Raw genomic sequence first — 22,346 nt, 5'->3', positions numbered from 1 at the left:
TTTGTTGTTAGGTATCTGACCCCGAAGGTCCGAAGGTCTTACGAAGGTCGTTTTTAACCACCAGCAGCAGGTGCTTCAGCATCTAATGCACAAGAACCAGTACCAACATTACATGTTGTAGCTCTTAACTCACCAGCTGCACCTCTCGCAACTGGAGTAAAAGTGATTTCATCGCCAGCGATGTGTTGCTCATAAGTCGGCAGCGCATCAAGATCAGTGCAGGCAACATTAGTTAAGTTAAAGTCACTTGCCTCTGAATCTTCACCGCCAATTGCTAAGTCAGCAACCGCGCTGCCCATGTATGCTCTGGCTTCAGCTAAACAAGCACCGTTTGAGCTGCGTTGTGTATAGTTCTGATAAGCAGGCAAAGCAACTGCCGCCAAAATACCGATGATCGCTACTACGATCATTAATTCAATTAAGGTAAAACCTTGTTGTTTTGCACGTTGTAAATTAATCATTTGTACATCTCCTGAGTTTTGTTAGCCGCTTGGGCTAATACTTATTCTGGACGGTTTTTCACATTTCGCAAGCACTATTTTTTAATCTAATTAAAAAATTGCTAATTTATTGCTCTATAACAGCTTTATGGCTGTTTTGCGCAATAAAGCGGCAGAAATAAATAGTATAAAAGTACTATATGCTGTATTTATATTGGCTAAATAACTTTTGTGCTTGTAGCCAAATGTCACCCACTTGGCCGTTACCGACTGGTTGATTATTCAACAGCGTGACGGGGGCAATCTCTTTGCTGGAGCTGGTTAACCAGATCTCATCGGCGGCCAATACTTCGGCATAACTGATGTCGCGCTCAACCACCTTTAGCTGACTATGCTGGCGTAAAATCTGTAATAGCAGCAAGCGTGTAACGCCGGGTAGCAATTTATTAGAGAGCGGCGGGGTAGCGATTTCAGCATTTTTAATTACAAACACATTGACGGCGGCGCCTTCGGTTAAAAAGCCTTCACGGTCGAACAATAACATTTCTTGCGCGCCTTGCTCTTTACCTTGTTGGTAGTGCAAGACGTTACCAAGCAGCGAGGTCGATTTAATATGGCAACGCTGCCAGCGTAAATCGTTACCGGTCACCGCATGATAGGTGGTGGCGTGTTGCTTATCGGCGATGGGCTCTGCCGCAATGGCAAAAGCATAAGCAAAGATCGTTGGGCGGATATCGGTTGGGAAGGCATGGTTGCGCTTACTATCAGTGCCACGACTGACCTGAATATACACCGCGAGGTTATCGCCCATACTGGGTTGATTAAGCGTCAGTAATTGCTGGCAAATGTCGGCCCACTCTGCGGCTTGCATACCATGTTGAATACTCAGCTCGGCTAAACCATTGTGCAGGCGCGTGATATGCGGTGCAAACCCAACAAAACGGCCGTGGTATGACGGGATCACTTCGTAAATACCGTCGCCAAATAAAAAGCCGCGATCCATTGGCGATATTTTCGCTTCGCTGGCAGGTATAAAATGACCGTTTAAATAGACTGTGCTCATGGATATCTCGTGTCAGTTAAAAAATTAAAGGGTTGGCGTAGCAACGGGGTTTAACGCATCTTTTACCCATTGCTGCAAGCGGGCAATCAGGGCTGCACCCTCGCTATAAGGTAAACCATCTTCTGTTAAGGTATTGGCGCGGGTAACGCCATCAATACAGCCGTTAGCAACAAGGTATTGTAGTAGTTCCAGTAGGTTGGTTTGTTGCAGTAAATTTTCGCCGCGTAATACCGACACCATGGCAATAATGCCCCAGGCGGCCCAGTTGGAAACATCGGCAATCACCAGTTCATCGCATTCGGTAACACTGGGTGTGATATTTAATTGGCCCAAAACGGCGGCTAAATTACCCATGCCAATTTCATTGCCACCATCGCCAATCGCCAAGGTGGGGCAAGCGGCCTGCTCTAAAAAATAATCAAAGCTGGCGCAGCGCTCCGAAATATCTTCACCCCGCATATTCATATAGCGGCCATTGGCACTAAAACCGGGGCGCTCGATAGCCAGCACCAAGGCTGGTTTTAATTCGGCTAAGGCCTCTGTGGCAATTTGTGCTAACTGTTGATATTGATTGACCCGCAGTGCAAAACACTGGTAACGCTGGCTTAATACGCTAAACAGCGGATCACCACAAACAATGATCGGCTTTAACTGCATGTGCAGTGCGCATTGATACAGGGCAATGGCGCCGACCGGGCCATCGGTTTCAAAGGTTTCTAATACCGGAAAGCCGGTGCCAATTAATACCGTACTGCCAGCGGGTAAGTTAAACAAACGCGCGGCACGCAGCAAATAACCGGGGCGTAAATGCGGTTGTAACAGTTGCATACCGCGCAAATTGCGCTCCACCAAGCAGTTTTCGAGCTGTTGGCTTAATTGCTTTAAGTTCAGCATGGGTTGGCTTGAGGCGGTATTGGGCGCAGCGTGTGTCATAGGGTGTCCAAAACAGTCGGGCTAATGCCATAGTGTTGATATTCGCGTTGTAATCTAGCGGCAGCTAAATGAGTAGCATTATGTGCATCGGCGGCGGTGATTGGGCTGAAATTAAGCTGTGTACCGCTACTGGCCTGTGCCAGAGCCCAACAATCAAGAGATAGTACATTGCCTATTTTCGGATAGCCGCCTAAGGTTTGCCGATCGTTTAACAGCACTATCGGTTGGCCATCGGGTGGAATTTGCACGGCGCCATAGCTGATCCCCTCTGATAACAACTGGCTGGTACTGCAACGAATGGCTGGGCCGCTTAACTTGTAGCCCATGCGATCAAACTGTGGGCTGACTTGATAAGTATGTAAATAAAACTGCGCCCGCGCGGTGGCGCTAAATAACGCGGCTTGATAGCCTTCAATTAAGCGCAGTTGCAGGGGAGTGGCGCCAGGTAAGGTGCGTTGACGAATGGCGGCGGCAACCGGCGCTTTACTGGTGTTGATATGGCTGTTTGCTTTGGTTGCTAAAGCGAGCTCAGCCCCTGCGGTAAGCTTTTGACCGTTTTGCTGCAAGCCGCCAATACCCTCGCGCATAACGGTGGCGCTACTGCCAAACTGAGCGGGGGCGGCAATACCGCCCGCAACCGCAATGTAAGCCCGTAAGCCACGACTGCACATGCCCAGTGCAATTTCGTCACCGGCTTTAAGCGCTAATGCCTGCCAGCACTGCACCGCCTTGCCGTTTAAGGTTAAAGCTAACTCTGCACCCGTGACCGCGATCACGCAGTTTGCAACGGCTTGTAATGTTAAGCCGCCGACACTGTGTTCAATCAGTGTGCTGTTAACAGGGTTGGCCACTAACGCATTGGCCCAGCGAAAGCTATGTAAATCGAGTGGGCCGCCTTGAGTTAAACCCAGCGCCCCCATGGCAAAGCGGCCTTGGTCTTGTATTAAACTTAACACCCCAGGGCTGATAATGCGCAGTACCGTCATGCTCGTCATACTAGACCGCCTAACAAGCTATATTCGCGTGCGGTGATCGGCACAAAATTAACCTGATCGCCCACGGCCATCGGCATCGCTGGTTGTTGTTTGGCGTTAAACATCGGCACCGGGCAAAGCCCTAACAAATGCCAGCCACCAGGCGAAGCGGCAGGGTACACCGCAGTTTGGCGATCGGCAATGGCGACTGCACCGGCCGGTACTTTGGCGCGCGGTGTGCTTAAGCGTGGTAACGCTAATGCGGCCGGGAGTTCACCTAAATAAGCAAAACCCGGTGCAAAGCCAATGGCATATACCTGATAACTGCACTGGCTATGCAGTGCAATCACTTCTGCAACCGATAAGCCAGTGGCTTTGGCCACCCGTACTAAATCTAAATCGTCTTGTTCGCTATACCACACGGGCAATTCTACGCATTTGGCTGTACTGGTCGCTAATTTTGCTGCAGGTTTGGCTAAAGCCTTAACCAATAAAGGCCGCAGCGTTAAGTGACTATGTTGCAGCGGATTAAAGGTAATCAGTAATGAGGCATAAGAGGGTAATAACTCCACTAATACCGAGCCGACTAACGGCTGTAATAGCTGCATAGCGGTTTGAATATGCAGCGCTGCGCCAGGGCTAATTTGCTGCGTAGTTAAATACAATATATACGCATTTTCACCGGCAATTTGTAAATGATAATCTGCAGCGGATAAGCCGCCCACCAACAGATCTGAGCGGTTAAGATTTATCTCTGACATGCATTTACTCGCATTCGGATCTGTTGTAATTGCGCAATGCCCTCAAGGTTATCACCGTGTACGCACAGTGTATCGGCTTGCAAGGCGAGGGTACGGCCGGTGTCGGTGGTCACGGTGCCGCTTTTGAGTAATTGGTCGACTTGCTCGAGCACTTCTGCGCCATGTAACACCGCGCCGGCTTGAGCGCGAGGCGTTAGCTTGCCTTGGTCGGTATAACGGCGATCAGCAAAGGCTTCGAATAATAAAGACACACCGGCTGTTGCGGCTTGCTGTTTTAGTAAAGCGGCGTCGGCAGTGGCTAAAATCATTAATTTTAGGGGTTTATGATAGCTGGCAATAGCTTCTAGTACCGCTTGCCATACCGCAGGCTGGCTCATCATATCGTTATATAAAGCGCCATGTGGTTTTACGTAGCTAACGCTCATACCTTGGCATTGCGCCATGCCATCGAGTGCGGCTATTTGATAATGTAACAAATGGCGAATTTCAGCTGCTGAACAGTGCATACTGCGCCGGCCAAAACCTTGTAAGTCGGGATAGCTGGGGTGGGCCCCGATGGTCACCTTGTGTTGTTTGGCTAGGCTGAGGGTTTGTGCCATAACATTAGCATCGCCGGCATGAAAACCACAGGCGATATTGGCAAGATCGATATGTGGCATGGCGTCGTGATCACGCCCCATTTGCCAGCTACCAAAACTTTCGCCGAGATCGCAGTTAAGTAACAGGGGGGCTCGAGGCATGTCTGCTGCAGTTGACGAGATCTGTTGTACTGTCATAACGGCTCCGCTAACGTCTTTCTAAACTGCCATAGTGTGCGTGAGTCGCTATATAATGTCCAGTTGCCTAACCGCGCAAATAATAAAATATTCAGGCTTTAATTTGTTAAGAATAAACTATTCTGCCGTGGTGCTATGCTGTGGTTTTGCGGCATAAAAGACAGCTTTTGATTAAAAAGCATCAACCTAGCGAGAATATTCGTTATTTTGCTGCAGCTTTGGCTTAGCCTGTGCTTTACTAAAGAGTAGCAGTGTCCATTTTCAGGAACGACGGATTTTTTTATGGAAAGTAGTGAATTGGAAAGTCGGCTCAGAACCTTGCAAAAGGCTTTGTTACCTTTAATCCAACTGGTGAATAGGATTTCGCGTTTAGAAACCGCTTTTGTTTCCTATATCGATCCGGTGGCGGGCCGTCAGCAAGTGGTGGCGGTGTCGGGCGATGGCGAAATTAATATCGTCGCCGGTGATGAACTCGATTGGCATGACTCGATGTGCCGATTGATTTTTAATGATGAAGGCTGGATCCAAAGTCGCGTGGCTAAAAGGTACCCTGACAGTATTGGGGCCAAATCGGGCATGAATACGTTTTTTGCCTTACCGGTGCAATATAACAATCGGTTGATTGGCAGCTTGTGTGGTACTAGCGTGAACGAAACCGAGCTTGATAACGAACAGTACGAGCAGATCCAATTAATTGCCGAAGCGGTGTCGTGGCAGGTTTCGCAATGGCAGCGTTTAACTAAATTACAGCGGCGCTTACAAACTTCGCGTCGCCATTTAAAACAAGCCTTTCAAGATAAAGAATCACTGCGCATGTTATCCGAGCAAGATCCGCTGACCGGTTTATTAAATCGACGTGGTTTTGCTGATTTATGGCAAAGTTGTATTGAGCAGGAATCAACGGATTCTGATATCAGCGTTATGGCGCTAGATTTTGATAACTTTAAACAACTGAATGATAACTTTGGCCATCAGGCCGGTGATGATGCATTAAAAGCACTGGCGAACATCTTGACCTTGAATATCCGCGATTATGATTTTGCGGCGCGTTTGGGTGGCGATGAATTTATGTTGGTTTTGCCGACCTGTAAAAGGCTAGATGCGCTGCAAATTAGCGAGCGCATTCAACAGCAATATTTGGCCACTTTGCATGGCCAGTCTCATACCATCAGTATTGGTGTGGCGGTTAGCGAGCAAGGCGCCAGTGACGATTTACTGCTACTGGCTGATAAGGCACTGTATCAAGCCAAAAACTCAGGGCGGGGTGCCATTACCGTTAAAACCTTTCGGCGCTAAGCCAAGCCACTCAGCCGTTTAAAGTACGGCTAATTTGCTGTTGGGTAAGTCTGTGATCAGCATATGGCCTGGGGCATGACTGATACAAAAATCCAGTTTCGCTTGCGCTATGGCTAATTGTGGCGTTACGCCACACGCCCAGAATACCGGCACTTCGCCTTCTTTAATGCTTACCGCATCACCGTAATCAGGCTGATTGATATTCTGAATTCCGATCCGGGCTGGATCGCCAAAATGCACAGGGGCACCATGTACTTGTGGAAAGCGCGAGCAAATTTGAATGGCTCGGATCGCTGCGGCAGGCTGCATTGGCCGCATACTGACCACCATATTACTGCTAAACACCCCAGCACTTTGGCAAGGAATATTGGTTTTGTACATGGGGACATTTTTCTGCTCGGTAATATTACGAATTTCCAAGCCATCGGCCAGTAGCGCTTCTTCAAATGAAAACGAGCAACCGATTAAAAAAGTGACTAAATCATCGCGCCATACTGCACCTAAGTCGGTAACTTCTTCGGTAAATTCGCCGTGTCGAAATAGCCGATAACGTGGTAAGTCGCTGCGAATATCTAAATTGGCAGCTAACTGCGGCATGTCAATGGCGCCGGGCGTTGCCGCCATGCCCAGTAAGGGGCAAGGTTTCGGATTGAAATGACAAAACTGCAAAAAATCAGCCGCATAAGCGGCGGGAATAATCGCCATATTGGCTTGCACAAAACCAGGCGCCAACCCAGAGGTGTTGCGGCTAAAAGCGCCACTGCGGCATTGCTGACGAATTTGCAAAGGGCTCAGTTGCAAAGGGTTAGGTTGTGACATACCAACTCCGGCTTAGTGTTATAGGGTTTTATTGAGTTTGCAGCGCGTTAAGCATTGCCATAGATTTCGCTATTGGCCAGCCAGCGTTTAATTAATTGTAAGCTATCTTCACGTGAATCTTGCCATAGCCGCGCGGCAATGGCGCCGGCTTGCGGCAGTAAGGCGCTATCTCGGGTCAGATCGGCAATTTTAAACTGCATTAAACCGGTTTGTCGGGTACCGAGTAATTCACCCGGGCCACGAATTTCTAAATCGCGCTGCGCGATAACAAAGCCGTCATTACTTTCGCGTAGTACGGCTAAGCGCGATTGTGCGGTGCGAGACAAGGGCGCGTGATACAGCAATACGCAATGTGATACTGCGCTGCCACGACCGACACGGCCACGTAACTGGTGTAATTGCGCTAAACCCAGCCGTTCAGGGTTTTCAATAATCATTAAGCTGGCATTGGGCACATCAACCCCAACTTCGATAACGGTTGTTGCCACTAATAAATCTAACTCGCCACGGCTAAATTGCTGCATCAGTTGTTGTTTTTCCGCGCTTTTTAAGCGGCCATGTACCAAACCAATTTTTAATTCAGGTAAGGCGGCTTGCAATAAACTGGCGGTATCTTCTGCGGCTTGGCATTGCAGCACTTCAGATTCTTCAATGAGTGTACACACCCAATAGGCTTGGCGCTTTTGCTCGGTAACCACTTGACGGACGCGCGCCATGACTTCGTCGCGGCGACTATCCGGGATGGCCACCGTGGTGACGGGCGTGCGGCCCGGTGGCAACTCATCAATAATAGAGGTGTCGAGATCGGCATAAGCGGTCATGGCCAAGGTTCTGGGGATCGGCGTTGCCGTCATTACTAATTGATGCGGGTAGTGAGCAACAATGCCGCCTTTTTCACGTAGCGCTAGGCGTTGGTGCACCCCAAAACGGTGTTGTTCATCAATAATGATTAACGCGAGACGACTAAATTCGACATGCTGCTGAAACAGCGCATGGGTACCAATTACCATCTGGGCTTGGCCACTGCCGATGGCATCTAAGGCACTTTGCCGAGCTTTACCTTTGGTTTTACCGGCCAGCCAGGCTAATTCGATGCCCAGTGGCGCAAACCAGCGTTGAAAATTAACGGCATGTTGCTCGGCGAGCAATTCAGTCGGGGCCATTAATGCCACCTGATAGCCATTACCGATAGCGGTCAGTGCCGCAAGGGCGGCCACCAGCGTTTTACCTGAGCCAACATCACCTTGCACTAAACGCAGCATGGGCAGCGGTTTGGCAAGATCTTGTTGAATTTGGGCCACCACCCGCTGCTGTGCGCCGGTTGGGCTAAAAGGCAAGGCGGCTAAAAATTGTGCCAGTAAAGGCTCTGGCGTAGTTAATACCACGGCTTGTTGCTGTTGTGCTTGGCTGCGCAGTTTATACATGCTGAGTTGCTGGGCAATCAGCTCTTCTAAAATAAGTCGTTGCTGCGCGGGGTGTTTGCCCTCTTCAAGCAAAGTGAGGGCGGCATCTGGCGGCGGGCGATGAATATAACGCAGCGCATCAGCTAGCGACCAAGGCTGTTTCAATAAATGTGCCGGTAAGTATTCTGCTGGCGCGTAGCGTTCTAAATACTCGAGGGCGGCATCGGTAAGATTACGCCACGTAGCTTGTTTCAGCCCTTCGGTTGTTGGATAAACCGGCGTTAGGGTTTCAGCCACCTGCTGCTCGGCATGCTGCGGGTTTATGACCTTATATTCCGGGTGTAGCATTTCTAAGCCGCGATGACCGCGTTTTACCTCGCCAAAACAGCGAAGTTGGCTGCCTTTTTCGACTGCATTTTTTTGCGCGGCAGAAAAATGAAAAAAACGCAGCGTGATGCGGCCGCTACCATCTTGTAGCGTCACCAACCAGCTGCGTCTTTTCCCAAATTGCACTTCGCTACTTAACACTTCACCTTGCACGGTGGCATGGATCAGCGGTTGCAAATCGGCGATGGGATAAAGGCGAGTGCGATCTTCATAGCGTAGCGGCAGGTGAAACAGCAGGTCCTGCACACTAAAAATAGCCAGCTTGGCGAGCCGTTCCGCTACTTTGCTGCCAACGCCTTTGATCACGGCGATGGCAATATTATCTAAACGCGTTGGGCTCAAGATACAGGCCTAGTGGGTAGACGGTACTTCCATCACGCCGTCAATTTCAATTTGAGCGCCGCGTGGTAAAGCACTGACTTGTACCGCTGCACGAGCAGGGTAGGGTTCGGCAAAGTATTGGCTCATAATTTGGTTAACCACAGCAAACTGGCTAAGATCAATTAAGAAAATATTCACTTTAACCATGTCATTTAAACTACCGCCGGCGGCTTCACATACCGCGGCTAAGTTTTTAAATACTTGGTGTGTTTGCTCGGCAAAATCATCTGAAACAAACTGCATGGTGGCCGGCACGAGTGGGATCTGGCCGGATAAATACACTGTGGTGCCAATTTTTACCGCTTGGCTGTAAGTACCAATAGCGGCTGGCGCCGCATCAGTGCGAATAATCACTTTAGACATGAAAACTATTTCCTTTTATACACTTTTTGCACGTCAGGCAGCACACGAATTTTGCGCATAACGTTAGCAAGATGGACCCTATCGCGCACCGACAGGGTTATTTTAATGACGTATTCGCCGGTATCCCGATCGTCGGTCGACAGATCTTGAATATTGGAGTCTTGCGCAGCAATGAGTGAAGTCAACTTCGCTAGCACCCCTTGGCGATTAATAATAAAGACGCGGATATCACATAAGAATTGCTTCTCTGAGGTGTTATCCCAACGTACCGGGAAGAACTTCGCCGGTTCACGCTCCCAGCCTTTGATATTTCGACAATCCGCACGATGCACGTTTAAACCTTTACCCGGTGTGGCATTCGCCACAATAGGATCACCCGGTATCGGTCGACAACACTTGGCAAAGGTAATCAACATGCCTTCAGAGCCAACAATAAAGGCATTGCCCTTCGGTAGCTGCGGGGTTTTGCTTTGCGGCTCTTGGCTTTCAAATTCACCCAGTAAGCGCCTTGCAATAGCGATAGGTAATTGGTTGCCCAGACCGATTTCAGTATAGAGCGCATCTAAGGATTGTTGATTCACATTAGCTAAGACTTGCTCGATACGATCTGCGGCAATGTCATCTAATTTAACACTACCCAAGGCAGAGGTTAGCAAGCGTTTACCCAACGAAATGGCTTCATTTTGTTGCTGTTTTTTCAGGTAGTTACGAATGCCCAAGATGGCGCGGCTAGTCACCACGTAATTCAACCAATTGGCGTTAGGTTTACCGCCCGAGCTGGTCATAATTTCGACGGTTTGGCCGGTTTCAAGCGGTTTACTGAGGGAGTAAGGCCGCCGATCAACTTTAGCCCCTACGCAGCGATTACCGATATCCGTATGCACAGCATAAGCAAAATCGACCGCAGTAGCGCCAATTGGCAATTCCACAATGCGACCTTTAGGGGTAAACACGTAAAGTTCGTCAGGATAGAGCTCAGATTTAACGTTTTCGACAAATTCGTAGCTGTTACCAGCAGATTGTTGCAGTTCAAGTAAGCTTTGCATCCAACGCTGCGCTCGGATCTGCGCTGTCGATTCGCGCGGCAACTCACCGTTGGTTTTGTACATCCAGTGTGCGGCGATACCTTTGTCGGCCATTTCATCCATTTCGCGAGTACGCATTTGAATTTCAACAGGAATACCATGCGGGCCAATTAACGAAGTATGCAACGATTGATAACCGTTTTGTTTTGGAATGGCGATATAGTCTTTAAAGCGGCTTTCAATAGGCTTAAACAAGTTATGCATAATGCCCAGTGTGCGATAGCAACTATCGATGTTGTCTACCACCACGCGAAAGGCGTAAATATCCATTACATCGTTGAACATCAGCTCTTTGTTTTTCATCTTGCGATAGATGCTATACAAATGCTTTTCGCGGCCGCTGACATCGGCGCTGATGCCGGCTTGCTCGATACGGTGCCGGATATCGTGCTGCACTTTTTCTAACAGTTCACGCCGATTGCCACGGGCCTGTTTTACCGCTGTACTGAGCGCCCGATAACGCATGGGATAAAGCGCTTGGAAGCCCCAGTCTTCTAATTCATTTTTGATATTGTGAATACCCAAGCGGTTGGCGATAGGCGCATACAACTCGAGGGTTTCTTTGGCGATCCGGCGGCGCTTTTCGGGCCGCAGTGCTCCGAGCGTTCGCATATTATGAGTACGGTCGGCCAGTTTAATCAAAATAACCCGAATGTCTTGGGTCATTGCCATAAACATTTTTTGCAGGTTCGTGGTTTCGAACTCTTTAAAGTCTTTAAATTTAACTTTGTCGAGCTTACTGACACCTTGCACCAGTTCGGCAACGGTAGCACCAAACAAGCGGCTTAAATCTTCTTTGCTAACTGGGGTGTCTTCGATCACGTCGTGCAACAAGGCGGCCATCAGTGTTTCATGGTCGAGTCGCATGTCCGCTAAGATGCTAGTTACGGCAACAGGGTGGGTAATGTAAGGCTCACCGCTTGAACGAAATTGCGGTGCGTGCGCGTCTCTGGCAACCACATAGGCCTGTTGTACCAGATTTACCTGCTCTTGTGGCAGATAGGCACTTATCTGATTTTTCAGACCTTCAAATAGATACACAAGCGCTCCAAACTAATACAGCATAACTACAGCGTTAAAAGCTGATGAAAGTTTAGAATATACGATTAAATTTAACGAATGCCAACGGCTAAAGTGCCGCTGGCATCGATTAGACGGGAATTTTTACTGATCTGAACCAATAATGGCCGCGACAGCCGCCATTTCAGAGGCTTCTTGTTGTAATTGATCACGACGCTCTTGCGCATCCAAGATGCTGCTCGTAATGAAACCTTGTTCGATTTCACGCAACGCCACTACCGTGGGTTTGTCGTTTTCAAGTTCAACGAATGGCTCTTTGCCTTCAACGGCCAACTGACGAGCACGGCGTGCTGCAACCAGAATTAAATCAAAACGGTTACCAATTTTATCTACAGCATCTTCAACGGTTACGCGAGCCATTCAGCACTCCGGAAATATTCAGGGTTAATCAGGGATGTTACAAGACCGCATAATATACGCTATTTTATCGGTTTCGCCAACAATTGATCGAGTAATGGCTGTTGCCGTTGTTGTGCAGAGGCGAAGCGGTGACGCTGGCAAAGCACAATTTGTTCAAGTTGATGCAGCGTAGCAGCAAAGTCATCGTTGATAATTAAATAGTCATATTCGTCGGCATGCGACATTTCGTTTTGGGCTTTTGCCATACGCCCGGCAATCACTTCGGCACTGTCAGTTGCGCGATTTGTTAGGCGTTGTTGCAGTTCAGTTAAGCTTGGCGGTAAGATAAAAATACCAATAGTGCCCGCTGCTTGTTCGCGAATTTGCCTTGCGCCCTGCCAGTCGATGTCTAAAAACACATCAATGCCTTGCGCTAATTGCCGCTCGATTGCTGCGCGAGACGTACCGTAATAATTACCAAAGACTTCGGCCCATTCTAAAAACTCATTATTTTCAATGCGTGCTTTAAAATCGTCGACCGTCGTATAATGATAATGCACGCCATTTTGCTCACCGGCACGTGGGGCTCGGGTGGTATGCGAGACACTTAATTGCATATCAGCATGGCGCTGTAATAAGGCTTGGATCAAACTGGATTTACCGGTGCCACTGGGGGCAGAAATGATAAACAGATTGCCGCTAAGTTGCTGCATGTTGTGTTCAGTCAAAGTGGTTACCTTTAGGCGCAACGAGGATAGGCAAGCAAGTTTACTGCCTGTCGTCGCTGCGTGCAATTGTCGCGGCTTAGGCTTTTGCGCTTCTTTTAGCTTTGGCCTTGATCGACAAGGTTAACGTGAAGGTGGCCATTGGCTCAGTGCCATGTAAGCTGGGGCAGGTCACCACCACTGAAACGGGCTTATTGATGCGCTCGCCGCTGGCTAAAGACTCATCAATCATCTGATCAATCACATCGCCATCATGGCTGGTAAAATGCACCTGCGCTTCAGGGCGTTTTAAAAATTGGCCTTGTACATCTTTAAAGGCAAAGTTGGCATTAACGCCGCGGTCTTTGGCTTTACTAAACACAGAAAAAGCCCCGGCTAAATCGGCGCCGATGGCCAAAGCACCAAAATAAACACTGCCTAAATGATTTTTAGTGCGCCAAGCATGCGGCATGGTGATTTCTACCGTTTTTTCATCCATGCGGACAATTTTCGGTGAACAAAAACCAATTAGCGGAATGTAGCGCCAAGCGAATAACTTTAAAAACCAATTGGCTTTGCGTAGTGAGGTTGCCATATCTAAAACTCAAAATTGTTTGATTTGGCCTAGCTTACCACTGGTCTGACCAAAAGCAAATTGGCGATTTCGCTTAGCGCTAATCGGCCTGGGCTTGTTGCAATGGCCGATGTTCTAACCGATTGTAATCTAGCCAGCTGCCGTCAATGGGATAGCGCTGTTGAAACAGCTGGTTAAGTTTGTCACTAAACTGCCAAAAGTGCGGATGGTGCCGACCAATGCCAATGTCGTTCAGTAATTGCCGATACTGTTGCTCAGTTTGCATTTGCTGCACTTGTGCTACAACTTTAGGCAGCTGTGCTTCGGATATTTTCCAAAATGCATCGGGGTAACTGCCTAAAATACCGCTGACTAAGGTGGTGGTATCTGCGGCCGGATGACGGTTTTCTTCTTCTTTTAATAGGCTGCTAACATTAAAGTGGGCGCTATTACGGATCAACGTAAATAATTCTGCGGCACGGCCATCGGCAGGTTCCAGCATAATAATGGTAAGCTCAGGCAATAGTGTCGCACTGGTGCCTTGTAGCTGCCCTAATTGAGAGAGCAGGTTTAAGCTGTTGTTGTTTAATTGGCTATCGCTTAATTGATAACGCTGCGGTTGCACAGCGTGCAATTGCTCTGCGAATAATTGATACAGTTCTGCTTTGTGATCGGGCGTTTGAAACGTGATGCCACTGGGTTGTGAAAACGGGTTAATGTCACCTTTAATAAACTCGGTCAGTTCCGGACCTGCTTGCTGATACCAATCTGCAAATTCTTGGCGGCGGCTGGCCTCGGGTAAAAAGGCTAAGAAATTCGATTCACCCTCCATTCGCAGAAAATCCATATACAGCCGTGTCATCAGTTGATGACCGTAGTTACCATAAACGTCGAACCCGGCAACGAGCAAATAGTGGATGCGTTCAAGCAGCGCATAATCAATAACCCAAGCGGTTTTAGGGGGTTCGCCCAGTAACCCTTTTACCACAGTGGCATTGTCAAAATGCCGAAAAACAGTGAGGCTAGCATTTTGATTTTGGCCATCGCCATCCCACAACACGTCAGGGGTTAGGTAGGCACTTTGCTGTAAATGCTCATTTAAAAAAGCGCTACGCGCTTGCAAATAATCGCCTTGTCGGGCAGCAAAGCCGACCCAGCTCACCGCAAAGGTGGTACTTTCTTCTTCGGCCGGTAAGCGCAAATTATCTTGTTGCGAGAGATAAAAAGCATTTACGGCGGCACTTTCAGCGAGTTCGGGTTTAATAAAATATACCCAAAACCGATCGTTAATGACATTAAGCGCCACCTGGCCTCGGCAAACCGGGCCTTTGATGTAGCCCATAATGGTATTTTCAGCACGCTCTAACATAAAGCGATAGCGCGCGTTCACTGGCAGTTCTTTAAAAGCGGTCAGTGGGTTGGCGGCGACCTCGGGAGCATAGCCGGGTAACGCACTCACTTGATAGTCGGCACCTTTAAACCAGCGTTGCCATTTTTGTAGCAAGTTGTCATTGATGTCATAAGGTTGATGTGTTTTATTGACAATAGTGTCTCGCACGGCTTGTAGCCGATAATAAACGCGCTCAACTGCTGGATCATCATAAGGACGGCGCCCGGCAATCACCTCAATCGCTTGGCCTGGCGGTGTTTTTGAGCGCAAAAGTCGAAAGAATTGCGGCCGTTCGTTGTCATCATGCAGTGCGCTGAAATACAAATGAGACGTAAATAAATGCTCGTAAATATAGCGAGCACTTAACCGAGTTTTTAAATCATCAGTATTGAGCCATTGCTCAAGTTGCTGCACCGCGGCTTGGTGTGCGGCCGGTAATGGCGCATCCGCTGGAAAATAAGCGCCGGCGCTAAGCCAGTTGGTTAAAAGGCTATGTTCTTGTGCATTTAAACCCGGTAATGCATAAGGCATTCCGGCATAAGGCTGCGCCTTGGCATAACTAGCAAATTCGCTATCTGTTGGACATTGCTGTTGACGATTGAGGCTTAAATCAAATTGTTCTGTCATCGCATTAGCGTCTGGTAGCGGATGTGCTTGTTTTAATTGCAGCATTTTCGCGATTAAACCGGTGGTGATCGGCGCATCGCCTTGTTGGTTTTCCAGTACTGAAAAAAAGCCGCGTGCGCGCCATTCTTGCGTGGTGGCGGCATCAAGATGCAGCCGGTTCGGTGTTGCGGCTAATAAACGTGTGCCATCGTACACTTTTTCTTTGTGCGCGCCGCGCGCAAAACCTTGCGGTGCGCTCATGTTCAGTTGGCAAGGGGAGTCGTAACAGGCATGACAAACCACGCAGCGAGATTCCAGCAGCGGTTTTATCTGTTGTTGGTAATGCGCACCAAGCTCAGGATCTTGGCTGATTAACGGCTGCGTCAGGCTGTCGGCAGCTTTGCCGCGTGCTAAAGGTGATGCCCGATCAGCGAAGTACAGCGCCGCAACAATCGCACATAAGACAAGTAAGACTCGCCATTTATTTGATAAAAATACTGTCCGTTTCAAAATTACTCCCTACTTTTCTAGGCAAATATACTAGCCTTTCTTTGTTAAAATTACTAACTGCGACCAAAAAACGGCCTACTTTAAAGTCACTGTTGTGTCGAGAATGAGATTTTTTAGTATCGATTAAATGTTGTTGATGTTAAGGCGCTTGTCGTGTTGTTATGAGTGGTTCAACAATAAAATTAAGGAATGAGCATGAGCGAGCAAGAGAGTGCTGCAGTGGTTTTCACGGAAGATGACTTTGCCAAAATGACGGTATTTAAGCGCTTTGAAGGCGGCACGGTTTATACCTTTGACACCGATACGCAATTCTTAGTGGTAGTTGACGAAAGCACGATGGCTTTTTTACTGGAAGAAGAAAGCGATGACATGGAATTTATCAATTGCACCGCATTTGCTTCTGCAGAAGCCCGCTTAGCGTATTTACAAGCTAAATACCCAAGCGGTGAAAACGATGACCCTGATTTTTGAGCTTGCTTATCGCTACAAGCTGGCTACACATTATTTGATGTTCTGGATCTACTTGTAGATTATAAATTTATTTGCTTTTTAAATCAGTGGTTTGATTTTTAAATGGCTGGTGTTTTTGTTATTTTACCCGCGACTTTACCCACCATTTTTCTGTTGCTTATGTTGATCGCTATGGCAAAAACTTTGGTTCAAGCCTTAGTAAGAAAGCCCCCTGTAAACGCCTCTGTATATTCCCCAGTAAATATTGCTGGCTTAAAAACGCTTAAGCCGATTATGTTATTGCTGCAAGACAATCCGCACTTAACGCGCCAGCAATTAGACAATCTGGTAGGTAAAGTGCCGTGATACATTCAGTAGCGCCGCCGCTTCTTCGGTAGTTAGCTTCGCGTGGATTGGCAACAACTGTTGTTCGTCGTCTATCTTTGGCGGTCATCTTAATTGTCGCCGAACAGTTGCTCAAGCTTATAGTGAGTTAGATTGGCTATTGGGTTTACAGTTTATTACTTTTAAGGTGTGTTTTTGTGCACCGCTCGATTGACGATCTTTCCGTTCATGTCTACACTTTATTACATATTTGGTTATTTAGTGTGTACCTATGTCAAAATCTGACAAATTATTGCTCGTTTTTGCTAACGCGGTAAAGGCTGGCGGCGGCATTCATAGCGCTGCAGAGTTGGCTTTTATGTTAGGTGAGCTATACACACCCGCCTTTACGAAATTTCTGGCCGACCGGGTAAAAAAAGGTCAGCTTAGGAGATTGGCCCAAGGGTTATACGAAAGTGTGCTAACGCCGCCAGAGCCTGAAACAGCAATTTATAAAATCATCAAAAAATTGCGTAGCGATGAACTGAGTTATATCAGCCTGGAAAGTCAGCTAAGCCATACTGGCGAGATTTCGCAAGTGATGATGGACAGGGTTACCGTGATGACAAAAGGTAGAAGCGGCACCTTTGCCACGCCTTATGGCGTGATTGAGTTCACCCACACCAAAAGGCCTGTCGAGCAGCTTGTCGCTAATCTGTATTTTGACCCTGACATTAAAATGTATCGCGCCAATACCGAACAAGCGCTGACCGACCTGAAATACTGTCAGCGCAATCTGCATATGCTGGAGCATGAATAGAGAGAGGATCAGGATGATAAAACAACAGCTTGGTCAAATTGTGCAAGCGAATCCAGACTATGCCGCTATTACCCCTGTTATTGAGAAGGAGATCCTGCACCACGACATTATGGCAGTCTTGATCAAGCAAGGTGCGATGCAAAGTCTGACCTTTATTGGCGGGACTTCTTTGCGTATGTGTTACAACAGTGCACGCCTATCAGAGGATCTCGATTTTAACGGTGGTCATAATTTCAAGCCGGCTGATTTCGATGGTCTTGAAGCCGACATTCAAAACTATATTCAGAACAAATATGAAACTGAGGTATGGGTAAACAAACCTGCAGCAGACAATCAGGGAGATACGGTTTCCTGGAAAATCAGTATCGTAAAAGAAGCGAACCGTCCGGATTTGCCCCAGCAAAAAATGCATATTGATGTCTGCGCTATTCCGTCATTCGACATTGAAAAAAGGCCCTTGTTAAACCATTACAATATCGTGGTACCCACCGAGGGGATTTTGGTGCCGGTGCAATCATTGCAAGAAACGTTGGCAGATAAATTTATTGCCGTCGCTTATCGGGCCAGAAGAATTAAACCGCGAGATATCTGGGATATCGTTTGGATCAAACAACGAGGCGTAGCGCTATCAAAAGAACTGGTAGAAAAAAAATTAGCGGCAAGACATAAACATAAAGACGACTTTAGAACCGCGCTCGAGCTGCAGATCAAAAAGTTACAGCAAGATGATGAAGTACGTGCTGATTTTAATACGGAGATGAGCCGTTTTATACCAAGTCAGATCAAGGAACGTACGGTGGATAACCCGGAGTATTGGGCTTATGTGCAGGCCGAAGTCAGTGCGATGGCATCGGAGTTACTCGGTAATGGTTCGCCCAAAACTAGGTTTGATATGGGGCTCTGACTTTATCGAACGATACGTAGAATTTTCTTAGTGCGTTTGATGAGCTGATTAGCCTCGCTATTCGCCTCACTGTGTGAGTAGATTAGCTGGCGTGTTCACTTAAACCTGGTGAGTCCTGCAACCACCAATTGGCATTTGGCGCAGCTGGTAGAAATGTAGTGTTTGGTGAAAACCGCTTCAGGGGGCAGAAGTACCAGGTATGTGATCTTGCAATAGCAGGTCCCTGATTGAACCTGCTATTTAATTGTGCGATAGCGCAATGTTATTCAATATTCTGAATTTGCTCCCGCATCTGTTCGATTAGCACTTTTAACTCTACCGCAGCATTGGTAATCTCAGTGCTAATAGCTTTAGATGACAGCGTATTCGCTTCGCGGTTAAACTCTTGCATCATAAAATCTAAGCGGCGGCCGCAGGCACCGCCTTTTTTTAGGGTGTGGCGGGTTTCTTTAATGTGGGCATCTAGGCGATCTAATTCTTCGGCCACGTCGGATTTTGAGGCTAAAAAGGCCATTTCCTGCTCGAGGCGGTTTTGATCTAAGTCGGCTTTAATTTCATTTAAGCGATGGGTGATGCGGTCGCGTTGCCATTGCATGGCTTGCGGTAAATGTTCCCGTACAAAGGCGACGCGCTCGCCGATGGCCGTAAGGCGCTGCTGGATCATATCTTCAATGGCAGCGCCTTCACGGCCACGGCCGGCTAAGAAATCTAGCAGCGCGGCATCAAAACCGGCGAGCAGTTCGCCTTGCAAGGCGTCTAAGTCTTCTGTTGGTGTTTCCATGACACCGGGCCAGCGCAGAATATCAGCAATATTAAGTTGAGCTTGCGGGGCTTTTTGCAGTAATTGCTGCGCTTTTTGTAACAACTGCTCGGCAAAAACGTCGTTTAGCGTCAGTTCTCCTGCAGCTTGGTTAGCATGAAAACGTAAATTCACTTCTATTTTGCCGCGTTGCAGGCTGTTACGCAGTTTGTCACGCAATAAACTTTCGAGGCCACGGAATTGCTCGGGTAAACGAAAGTACGATTCCAAATAGCGCTGATTAACAGAGCGAATTTCCCACTGGGCAGTACCCCAACTGGCTTTGGTTTCGTGACGGGCGAAGGCGGTCATACTATGAATCATTGATTTGTTCCAAACAGCAAGAATATGACCGAGTATACCTGAGTTTCAGGTTAAATGGCCAATATCAGCAGGAGCTTACCCTGTCGCCATCGGCGCAAGGGCATAGGTTAAAGTGGGGTGTTAATCATGCCTAATGGGGTTGTAACCTGACTAAAACGTGATTGATTTGGGCTAGAGATAGCCCTTAGCGGCCTAAGCTCTTATAATAGCCCTTACATTTTTAGTCAGGAGAAGCTTTATGCGTCCAAGTGGCAGAACCGCCAGTCAAATCCGTCCTCTTTCATTTACCCGTAATTTTACCGCTCACGCCGAAGGTTCGGTGTTGGTTGAGTTCGGCAATACCAAAGTGATTTGTACTGCCAGCGTAGTGGAAGGTGTGCCACGTTTTTTAAAAGGCCAAGGTAAAGGCTGGATCACGGCGGAGTACGGCATGTTGCCTCGCGCGACGCATACTCGTAATGATCGTGAAGCGGCACGGGGTAAGCAAGGCGGTCGCACCATGGAAATTCAGCGCTTGATTGGCCGGGCATTGCGCTCCGCTGTAGATTTAAGCTTACTGGGTGAAAACACCATTACCATCGATTGTGATGTGATTCAGGCAGATGGTGGTACGCGTACGGCATCGATCACGGGTGCTTGTGTGGCACTGGTGGATGCGTTGAGCTATTTACGCAACAAAGGCGTGTTAAAAGTGAACCCGTTAAAATTCATGGTTGCGGCGGTGTCGGTGGGTATTTACAAAGGCACGCCGGTGGCCGATTTAGATTATGCTGAAGATTCTGCGGCAGAAACCGATATGAATTTAGTGATGACCGAAACAGGCCAAATCATTGAAATTCAAGGCACCGCAGAAGAGGCGCCCTTTAGTTTTGAGGAAATGCAACAGATGTTAGGCCTTGGCCATAACGCCATTCTAGATATCGTCGCCGAACAAAAACGTGTATTGGCCTAAGAGGTTTGTATGAAAGCATTCCAGCGTGAGTTTATTGAGTTTGCCTTAGCGCGCCAAGTGTTAAAGTTTGGCAGCTTTACCTTAAAGTCTGGCCGCACCAGCCCGTATTTTTTTAATGCAGGCTTGTTTAATACCGGCTCTGATTTAGCAAAGTTAGGTCGCTTTTATGCTGCGGCTTTACAAGATAGCGGCTTAGATTTCGATGTGCTATTTGGCCCAGCGTATAAAGGCATCCCAATTGCGACCACTACCGCGGTAGCCTTAGCGGATCACTATGATCGCGATGTGCCTTATTGTTTTAATCGCAAAGAAGCGAAAACCCATGGCGAGGGCGGCAATTTAGTCGGTGCACCTCTGCAAGGTCGCATCATGTTGGTGGATGATGTGATTACCGCGGGTACGGCTATTCGTGAATCGATGCAACTGATCCAAGCACAAGGCGCCACGCTAACCGGCGTGTTAATTGCGTTGGATCGGCAAGAGCGTGGCCAAGGTGAGTTATCAGCGATTCAAGAAGTTGAGCGTGATTTTGCGACTAAGGTGGTGTCGATTATCAGCTTGCCGGATCTGATCCATTATTTAATGGATAAACCGGAATTAGCTGAGCATTTGGCCGCGGTACAAGCTTATCGTGCAGAGTATGGTGTAAATTAATCTGTGCTTAAGATTTAATACCTAAGCTCGCTATCCAAATAAAAAGACAGCCTGTTAAGCACAGTTAGGAACGCACTATGATAAAGCCAAATGGCGTTGGGTTAGCTAGGGTGTTAAAAGCCGCTAAATGCTCTATGCAGGGCTTTGCTGCTGGCTGGCGGCACGAATCCGCTTTTCGTCAAGAAACGCTGTTAACCTTGCTGTCTGTGCCCTTAGCCGCGATGTTAGCGCAATCGGTCAGTCAATTTGCCTTGCTTGTTGGCGTATGGTGTTTAGTGTTAGTGGTTGAATTGCTTAATTCCGCTATTGAAGCATTAACCGACCGTGTTGGCTTAGAGCGGCATGAATTGTCAGGTCGGGCAAAAGATCTCGCTTCAGCGGCGGTGTTTACCAGCTTAGTAATTGTTGGTTTAGTGTGGGGAGCGGCGTTGTGGGAGTGGTTTACGCTGCTTTAAACTGCCGACTTGCTCAGGTGATAGCTTGTCATTAACCGTTGGCCGTTGCAACGCGCTCAGGCTCACGTTAGCGCGCAAGCATAACGTTTTGCTCCAATTAAGCTTTACGAATTAATACACTGGTTGAGTGACCGGTTAACGTTACAACAAGGCACCGCGGTGCCTTTTTTATTCGGTTATTGAAACACACTTTGCTCAAGCAACGCCCATTGATTACTCCAGCACTGTGTTGGCAAGCGTTTAAAGCCCGAGCGGACAAACTGGTTAATTTTACCTTCGACGGTGGCTAGCAATAAATTGGCGAGTTCTGCTTCGTCAATACTAAACCCTTTGCCTTCGCGCAATTTGCGCTCACGCAAGCATTGGCGAAATTGTGCTTCTAACTTTTCAAACAAGGCAGCCACTCGTTCTAAAAGCCGCTCTTGCTCACCTTGTAAGGCATCGCCGGTTAAAATTCGGCAAAAGCCGGGGTTACGTTCGGCAAAAACTAACACTAACTGCAACATTAAACTGATGCGCGTGCGGGTATCTTTGTGCTCATCGCTAATCGCGTTTACCGTTGAAAGCAAGGTGTCTTCGATAAACTCAATTAAGCCTTCATACATGCGGGCTTTACTTGGAAAATGCCGATAAAGTGCGGCTTCCGATACGCCGACTTTTTCTGCTAGCGCCGCGGTCGTGATCCGTTGACCATTACTGTTACTCTGCAGCATGGCGGCAAGAGCTTGCAATATATCTTCTTTACGATTAGCGCGTTTTGGTGTTGTCATGCGAGCTGGA

General features: G+C 47.9%; 24 protein-coding genes. 8 read left to right on the top strand and 16 right to left on the bottom strand.

Features of this window, described 5'->3' with window-relative positions; all coding sequences use genetic code 11:
- Positions 1 to 53 precede the first annotated feature (53 nt).
- The 6 genes from L1N97_RS16995 to L1N97_RS03965 all read right to left on the bottom strand — a co-directional run bounded on the left by L1N97_RS16995 (position 54) and on the right by L1N97_RS03965 (position 4,947).
- Entirely contained in the window at positions 54 to 461 is a 408-nt protein-coding gene (locus tag L1N97_RS16995) for a pilin (protein WP_329605535.1), read from the bottom strand.
- A gap of 175 nt (positions 462 to 636) precedes the next feature.
- Positions 637 to 1,503, bottom strand: coding sequence for an aminotransferase class IV (locus tag L1N97_RS03985; protein WP_236128881.1), 867 nt, complete (start codon positions 1,501 to 1,503; stop codon positions 637 to 639).
- 24 nt (positions 1,504 to 1,527) lie between these two features.
- On the bottom strand, positions 1,528 to 2,436 hold the full coding sequence (locus L1N97_RS03980) for a glutamate cyclase domain-containing protein (protein WP_236128880.1): 909 nt from the start codon (positions 2,434 to 2,436) through the stop codon (positions 1,528 to 1,530).
- Complete coding sequence (locus L1N97_RS03975; protein WP_236128879.1) at positions 2,433 to 3,431, bottom strand: biotin-dependent carboxyltransferase family protein; 999 nt, start codon at positions 3,429 to 3,431, stop codon at positions 2,433 to 2,435. The genes L1N97_RS03980 and L1N97_RS03975 overlap by 4 nt, the downstream gene beginning before the upstream one ends.
- Positions 3,428 to 4,171, bottom strand: coding sequence for a 5-oxoprolinase subunit B family protein (locus L1N97_RS03970; protein ID WP_236128878.1), 744 nt, complete (start codon positions 4,169 to 4,171; stop codon positions 3,428 to 3,430). Before L1N97_RS03970 ends, L1N97_RS03975 begins: the two co-directional genes overlap by 4 nt.
- Positions 4,159 to 4,947 carry a 5-oxoprolinase subunit PxpA gene (locus tag L1N97_RS03965; RefSeq protein WP_236128877.1) on the bottom strand — a complete coding sequence of 263 codons (789 nt, stop codon included), beginning with the start codon at positions 4,945 to 4,947 and terminating at the stop codon, positions 4,159 to 4,161. The genes L1N97_RS03970 and L1N97_RS03965 overlap by 13 nt, the downstream gene beginning before the upstream one ends.
- A 282-nt stretch (positions 4,948 to 5,229) precedes the next feature.
- Here L1N97_RS03965 and L1N97_RS03960 point away from each other — a divergent pair, with 282 nt between their 5' ends.
- A complete protein-coding gene (locus L1N97_RS03960) occupies positions 5,230 to 6,243 on the top strand; it encodes a GGDEF domain-containing protein (protein ID WP_236128876.1) in 1,014 nt (337 codons plus the stop codon).
- A gap of 18 nt (positions 6,244 to 6,261) precedes the next feature.
- On the opposite strand, the gene L1N97_RS03955 is transcribed toward L1N97_RS03960, so the two are convergent.
- From L1N97_RS03955 to L1N97_RS03920, 8 genes are all read right to left on the bottom strand, one after another.
- Positions 6,262 to 7,062, bottom strand: coding sequence for a putative hydro-lyase (locus L1N97_RS03955; RefSeq protein ID WP_226749310.1), 801 nt, complete (start codon positions 7,060 to 7,062; stop codon positions 6,262 to 6,264).
- 47 nt (positions 7,063 to 7,109) lie between these two features.
- Positions 7,110 to 9,194 (bottom strand): ATP-dependent DNA helicase RecG, encoded by a 2,085-nt coding sequence (recG, locus tag L1N97_RS03950; RefSeq protein WP_236128875.1) that lies wholly within the window; start codon positions 9,192 to 9,194, stop codon positions 7,110 to 7,112.
- Positions 9,195 to 9,203: 9 nt separating this feature from the next.
- A complete protein-coding gene (locus L1N97_RS03945) occupies positions 9,204 to 9,596 on the bottom strand; it encodes a RidA family protein (protein WP_226749312.1) in 393 nt (130 codons plus the stop codon).
- Between the two features lie 5 nt (positions 9,597 to 9,601).
- Entirely contained in the window at positions 9,602 to 11,722 is a 2,121-nt protein-coding gene (spoT, locus tag L1N97_RS03940; RefSeq protein ID WP_236128874.1) for a bifunctional GTP diphosphokinase/guanosine-3',5'-bis pyrophosphate 3'-pyrophosphohydrolase, read from the bottom strand.
- A 123-nt stretch (positions 11,723 to 11,845) separates the two neighbouring features.
- On the bottom strand, positions 11,846 to 12,121 hold the full coding sequence (rpoZ, locus tag L1N97_RS03935; RefSeq protein ID WP_226749314.1) for a DNA-directed RNA polymerase subunit omega: 276 nt from the start codon (positions 12,119 to 12,121) through the stop codon (positions 11,846 to 11,848).
- A gap of 59 nt (positions 12,122 to 12,180) precedes the next feature.
- Positions 12,181 to 12,828 (bottom strand): guanylate kinase, encoded by a 648-nt coding sequence (gene gmk, locus L1N97_RS03930; RefSeq protein ID WP_329605534.1) that lies wholly within the window; start codon positions 12,826 to 12,828, stop codon positions 12,181 to 12,183.
- A 76-nt stretch (positions 12,829 to 12,904) separates the two neighbouring features.
- Positions 12,905 to 13,399, bottom strand: coding sequence for a PaaI family thioesterase (locus tag L1N97_RS03925; RefSeq protein WP_226749315.1), 495 nt, complete (start codon positions 13,397 to 13,399; stop codon positions 12,905 to 12,907).
- Between the two features lie 79 nt (positions 13,400 to 13,478).
- Entirely contained in the window at positions 13,479 to 15,884 is a 2,406-nt protein-coding gene (locus tag L1N97_RS03920) for a fatty acid cis/trans isomerase (protein ID WP_236128873.1), read from the bottom strand.
- 195 nt (positions 15,885 to 16,079) lie between these two features.
- On the opposite strand from L1N97_RS03920, the gene L1N97_RS03915 reads away from it, so the two are divergent.
- From L1N97_RS03915 to L1N97_RS03900, 4 genes are all read left to right on the top strand, one after another.
- A complete protein-coding gene (locus tag L1N97_RS03915) occupies positions 16,080 to 16,355 on the top strand; it encodes a hypothetical protein (RefSeq protein ID WP_236128872.1) in 276 nt (91 codons plus the stop codon).
- Positions 16,356 to 16,457: 102 nt separating this feature from the next.
- The gene (locus tag L1N97_RS03910) at positions 16,458 to 16,700 is read left to right on the top strand and encodes a hypothetical protein (RefSeq protein ID WP_236128871.1); all 243 of its coding nucleotides are present in this window, start codon (positions 16,458 to 16,460) and stop codon (positions 16,698 to 16,700) included.
- 250 nt (positions 16,701 to 16,950) lie between these two features.
- Entirely contained in the window at positions 16,951 to 17,478 is a 528-nt protein-coding gene (gene abiEi, locus L1N97_RS03905; RefSeq protein WP_236128870.1) for a type IV toxin-antitoxin system AbiEi family antitoxin, read from the top strand.
- Positions 17,479 to 17,491: 13 nt separating this feature from the next.
- Positions 17,492 to 18,382, top strand: coding sequence for a nucleotidyl transferase AbiEii/AbiGii toxin family protein (locus L1N97_RS03900; RefSeq protein WP_236128869.1), 891 nt, complete (start codon positions 17,492 to 17,494; stop codon positions 18,380 to 18,382).
- A 262-nt stretch (positions 18,383 to 18,644) separates the two neighbouring features.
- Here the strand turns inward: L1N97_RS03900 and L1N97_RS03895 are convergent, their stop codons facing one another.
- The gene (locus tag L1N97_RS03895) at positions 18,645 to 19,505 is read right to left on the bottom strand and encodes a YicC/YloC family endoribonuclease (protein ID WP_324295581.1); all 861 of its coding nucleotides are present in this window, start codon (positions 19,503 to 19,505) and stop codon (positions 18,645 to 18,647) included.
- A 238-nt stretch (positions 19,506 to 19,743) separates the two neighbouring features.
- Between L1N97_RS03895 and rph the strand changes: the two genes are divergently transcribed.
- From rph to L1N97_RS03880, 3 genes are all read left to right on the top strand, one after another.
- Entirely contained in the window at positions 19,744 to 20,457 is a 714-nt protein-coding gene (gene rph, locus L1N97_RS03890) for a ribonuclease PH (RefSeq protein ID WP_229584826.1), read from the top strand.
- Between the two features lie 9 nt (positions 20,458 to 20,466).
- Positions 20,467 to 21,111 carry an orotate phosphoribosyltransferase gene (gene pyrE / locus L1N97_RS03885; RefSeq protein WP_226749328.1) on the top strand — a complete coding sequence of 215 codons (645 nt, stop codon included), beginning with the start codon at positions 20,467 to 20,469 and terminating at the stop codon, positions 21,109 to 21,111.
- 77 nt (positions 21,112 to 21,188) lie between these two features.
- Positions 21,189 to 21,566, top strand: a complete 378-nt coding sequence (locus tag L1N97_RS03880; protein WP_226749329.1) for a diacylglycerol kinase — start codon at positions 21,189 to 21,191, stop codon at positions 21,564 to 21,566.
- Between the two features lie 176 nt (positions 21,567 to 21,742).
- On the opposite strand, the gene slmA is transcribed toward L1N97_RS03880, so the two are convergent.
- Positions 21,743 to 22,336, bottom strand: coding sequence for a nucleoid occlusion factor SlmA (gene slmA / locus L1N97_RS03875; RefSeq protein WP_229584827.1), 594 nt, complete (start codon positions 22,334 to 22,336; stop codon positions 21,743 to 21,745).
- Positions 22,337 to 22,346 lie beyond the last annotated feature (10 nt).

Source organism: Rheinheimera sp. UJ63 (genome assembly GCF_021568285.1).
GTDB classification, from domain to species: domain Bacteria; phylum Pseudomonadota; class Gammaproteobacteria; order Enterobacterales; family Alteromonadaceae; genus Alishewanella; species Alishewanella maricola.
Note: the sequence above shows the minus strand (reverse complement) of the source record. Positions and strands in the feature narration are given on the sequence as shown.